The organism is Chitinivibrionia bacterium (assembly GCA_009779925.1).
GTDB lineage: Bacteria > Fibrobacterota > Chitinivibrionia > Chitinivibrionales > Chitinivibrionaceae > WRFX01.
In genome coordinates this window covers 1-3,846 of record WRAZ01000079.1, presented here as the reverse complement: position 1 = coordinate 3,846, position 3,846 = coordinate 1, and the positions used below count along the sequence as shown (strand labels likewise).

General features: G+C 40.4%; 3 protein-coding genes and 1 rRNA gene. 3 read left to right on the top strand and 1 reads right to left on the bottom strand.

Annotated features, from left to right (window positions below):
• A partial coding sequence (locus FWE23_11385) for a hypothetical protein (GenBank protein MCL2846028.1) occupies positions 1-221 on the top strand: 221 nt, incomplete at its 5' end.
• Here the strand turns inward: FWE23_11385 and FWE23_11380 are convergent.
• Complete coding sequence (locus FWE23_11380) at positions 180-2,057, bottom strand: methyl-accepting chemotaxis protein (GenBank protein MCL2846027.1); 1,878 nt, start codon at positions 2,055-2,057, stop codon at positions 180-182. The genes FWE23_11385 and FWE23_11380 overlap by 42 nt on opposite strands.
• A 738-nt stretch (positions 2,058-2,795) precedes the next feature.
• Here FWE23_11380 and FWE23_11375 point away from each other — a divergent pair.
• Positions 2,796-3,431 (top strand): hypothetical protein, encoded by a 636-nt coding sequence (locus FWE23_11375; GenBank protein ID MCL2846026.1) that lies wholly within the window; start codon positions 2,796-2,798, stop codon positions 3,429-3,431.
• A gap of 297 nt (positions 3,432-3,728) precedes the next feature.
• A 16S ribosomal RNA gene (locus tag FWE23_11370) occupies positions 3,729-3,846 on the top strand; the annotation flags it as partial.

The following is a 3,846-nucleotide window of genomic DNA, read 5'->3' as shown; positions in this document are numbered from 1 at the left end:
CTGCCGAGTTTTTGAAGTATGGGAAAATACCTCCAACAATCGGCTTTGAAGAATTTGAGGGGGAAGAACAAATCAGTGTCTCAAGTATAGGTAGGGGCGAAGAAACTTTCGCCCCAATACAAGACAACACTATTTTATGCCTCTCCGCAGGTTTCGGCGGAATAAATACGGCGGTTATACTACGCAAGATACCTTATTTCTCTGCCGGAAAATTTGTTTGAAACTAAAGAATTGCGTTGGCTTAATCTTAGCGTTTTTGCTGTTTCTCCATCTATAACTCCTACCAAATTGTCCACCCAGTCGTCCATAGAAAATGCCTGCGAACTCAATTCTTCGGCGCTTGCCGCTAATTCTTCGCTTTGGCTTGCATTGGCTTGGGTTAAGGCGTCCATACTTACGACTGCGCTGTTTACTTGAGCCACACCACGCGCTTGCTCTTCGGCAGCCGAGCTTATTTCGGCAACTATGACCGACGCTTTATTTGACGCTTCCGTTATTTTTTCGATTGTAATAGCCGTATCTTTCGCCAAATTTACGCCTTGCAAACTGCTTTTTTGCGAACTTTCAATCAATTCCGCCGTCTTTTTTGCACTTGCCGCACTTCTCTGAGCCAAATTTCTCACTTCTTCCGCAACAACCGCAAAACCTTTGCCCGCCTCTCCCGCTCTTGCCGCTTCGACCGCCGCATTAAGCGCCAAAAGATTGGTTTGGAACGCAATTTCGTCAATATCCTTAACGATTTTTGCCGTTTCGTCGCTCGATTGTTGTATTTCGATAACCGCGCTTTGAAGACGATCCATCGCCGTTTGGCTTTCCTTCGCTTTTATTACGCTGTCCTGAACAAAAGCGTCTGCGTTTTTTGCGTTGTCTGCGGTTTGCTTTGTCATTGAGGTAATTTCGTTAAGAGAAGCGGAAATTTCCTGCAAATTCGCCGCCTGTTCGCTTGCTCCGCTCGCCATAGATTGAGCCGCTTTTGATATTTCGTTTGAAGCAGTCGTTACTTGTTCGCTACCCGAAGAAAGCCCTTTTATCGCGGTTGAAACACATTTTACTATGGAACGAACAATTGTTATGCAGAGAAAAACACCCGAAACAAGCGCAATCGCAAGCAATACCACGGTAATTACGATGCTTCCGCTCATATTTTTTACCGTAATCTCCGCCTTTTGGGAGTTTGATGTGACAACGTTGGAAATCAAATCCTCCACGTATTCGCTGAGCATAACCGTTTCTTGAACTTGTTGCTGAAAATACCGGTCTCTTTCTTCTTGCAATTTTACGAATAAGGCAAATTGTTCAAGGTAGTTTTGCATTGTGCCGACCAATTTATTTACGTCGTTTTTGAAAGCGGCGCCAAGCGTTTCCGAAGTCAAAATTTTATTTACAAAACCGAGGTCTTCATCGACTTCTTTGTAAATGTTTTTCAATCCGTTTGTGTCGTTTGTGTATAAAACCTTATTAAAGCCTATAACCGTTTCCGCCACGCTGCCTATAAAATCGAACATAACATCCCTGTCTTTTACAGTCGAACTGTTTATATTAGCGTCTCTGTCTCTGTCCATTTTGGCTTTAATATCGGAAATTTCCACTATAATTTGCGAGCCGGTCGGAATAAGCCACTTCTTTAATTCGTTTTGTTTTACCCCGGCTTCAAACACAAAGTCGGAGTTCGTTCTCAAAGACTTTTCGACCTCTTCGAGTTTCGGCATTTTGCCTTGGAAATACGGTAAAGCCGCTTTGTTTCCAAGCGAATTCAGCAAATCGTGGGCATTTTGGAATTCGCGCTCAATTTGATTAAACGCGTCTTTCGCCCTTTTTGCTGTTTCGGGACTGGAAGAGCGCGCAAAATCTTGAATTTCGGTGCATAAATATCCCTTTTGGGACAGTATTCCCGTGGAAATTTTGATTGCAGGAAGCGCTTGGTTGGCGGTTTGGTCGGACGCCGTTTTTGCACCTTGCATTTGAATGACGACGACTATTCCGAGAATAGCCATAAGCAGCAATAAAACAGTTGCGAGCGCGTTAATTTTTGCACTCAGTTTAAGATTGTTAAGCATAACAAACTCCTTTTTGTTAATGTAAAAAACACCAATAGTTCAATTAGATTTTTTTGCCATACCCCTCAATAATAATATGCAAAAAGGCAGTTTTGATGTCTTTTGCACTAAGCAACACAGCAACCGGACTGCGCAAGTCCCTAAGAAAGTGAACGGCAACACCCAATCTTTACCATTCACCGGCTTATTTCCCTAAAAATATAAGCACCAATATATTATCGGCATTTTTACAGCAAAACTTTAGAAAAAATAATAAAAAATCTGCATTTTTTTGCAAATAAACAGAAAAAAGAACGTGTCTCGCTTAAAATTGATAGCGGTGGTTGCATGTCTTGGGATGCCGACCCGAATGTTGACAGTTCTGTTGTGTGGAACAACCATTTGGACTTATGCTCTGATAGTTGTTATATATACAGCAAGGAATTTGCGTAAAACAGCGTATTTCTTGATGAAAATGCACGATTTTCACAAAAAAAAAAATAATCTCGTAAATAATCAAAAACAAAACATATTTTCCCTATACCACAAGTTGTAGAATTGTTGGAACTATTCCGATAATTCAGCAATTTTTATTATTCAATAGATACAGGTAAACAACCCTTGTCGGTTGTTCTGCCGACCTGTATCTGTTGATAGTATGGAACAATTCTACAATTTGTGGTAAAATTATGAATTATCGGCAGAACAGCCTTTTCCACTGTTCTTGCTTAATTTTACTACTTTAACGAGGAGGTTGTTATGAAAAAGTTTCTTAGAATATTGGCAGCAATATTAGTTGCAGTTGGTATCGTTCGGACGCATACAATTAATGCCGGCGACATTCAAGATATTCAATCGTTAAGCGAGAATATCGAAAGTTATGAGGTGCCGCCGCCAAAAACTTACAGAGATATTTTAACGGAGGCAGGGCTGTATTATTCTGCTTCTGGTGAAACATTGAGTAATTTGCGCTTCATAAGGTGGGTTGGATACGGTTTCTCTACAAATTTCGGCTTAGGTCTTATGTATCCGATAACGTCTTTTTTGTGTATCAGAGGAGAAATTTCGTATATGACCACCGAATTTGCAGACAGTGTTGTCGGATTTAGAGGGTTTAAGTATGCCATATTAGACACTGCTACGACTATGACAGTGCCGATTTTACTCAATATTATGATTCGTCCGGGTAATTTTATGTTTGATTTGTATGGTGGCGGCAGTTTTTTCGGTAATAAAGAAATTTCGGCATTTATGTATGGAATGTCTGTTGGGCACAAAGTCGGTAAAATCGGATATTTATTTACAGATGCTCGTTTGGGATTTGGGTTAGGCGAAAGATTTCAATCGTTCGGTATTGGCTATGAATTTAGAATACCCCGAAACCGCCACCCGTAAATCGTATTTCGCTTAAATTTGCGGGGCATTTATTGAAGAAAAGTGAGAAACCGTGGTATTTTCAACCAAAATTTCACAAAAAACAACAAAATTCAACTTTTTTCAAATTTACCCTTGACAGCGCCCTTGGCAATAACGTAATTTCTCCTCGCTTAATTGATAAAACGCTGAAACAAACGGGATAAAATTAAGTAGAGACAAAAAAGTTCTTTGATAAGATTATGATGTATGCGAGTGGGTCACTTTGAAGAAAAAAGTGTAGAGCGAAAAATGGAACAAATGTGTAATAATAAAAATATTATGGAGAGTTTGATTCTGGCTCAGAGTGAACGCTAGCGGAGTGCTTAATACATGCAAGCCGGACGGTTGTAGTAATACGACAGTGGCGCACGGGTGAGTAACACGTAAATAACCT

Coding starts and splice junctions, on each gene's coding strand:
- FWE23_11375 (MCL2846026.1), top strand. CDS start 2,796: ATGAAAAAGTTTCTTAGAATATTGGCAGCAATATTAGTTGCAGTTGGT.
- FWE23_11380 (MCL2846027.1), bottom strand. CDS start 2,057: ATGCTTAACAATCTTAAACTGAGTGCAAAAATTAACGCGCTCGCAACT.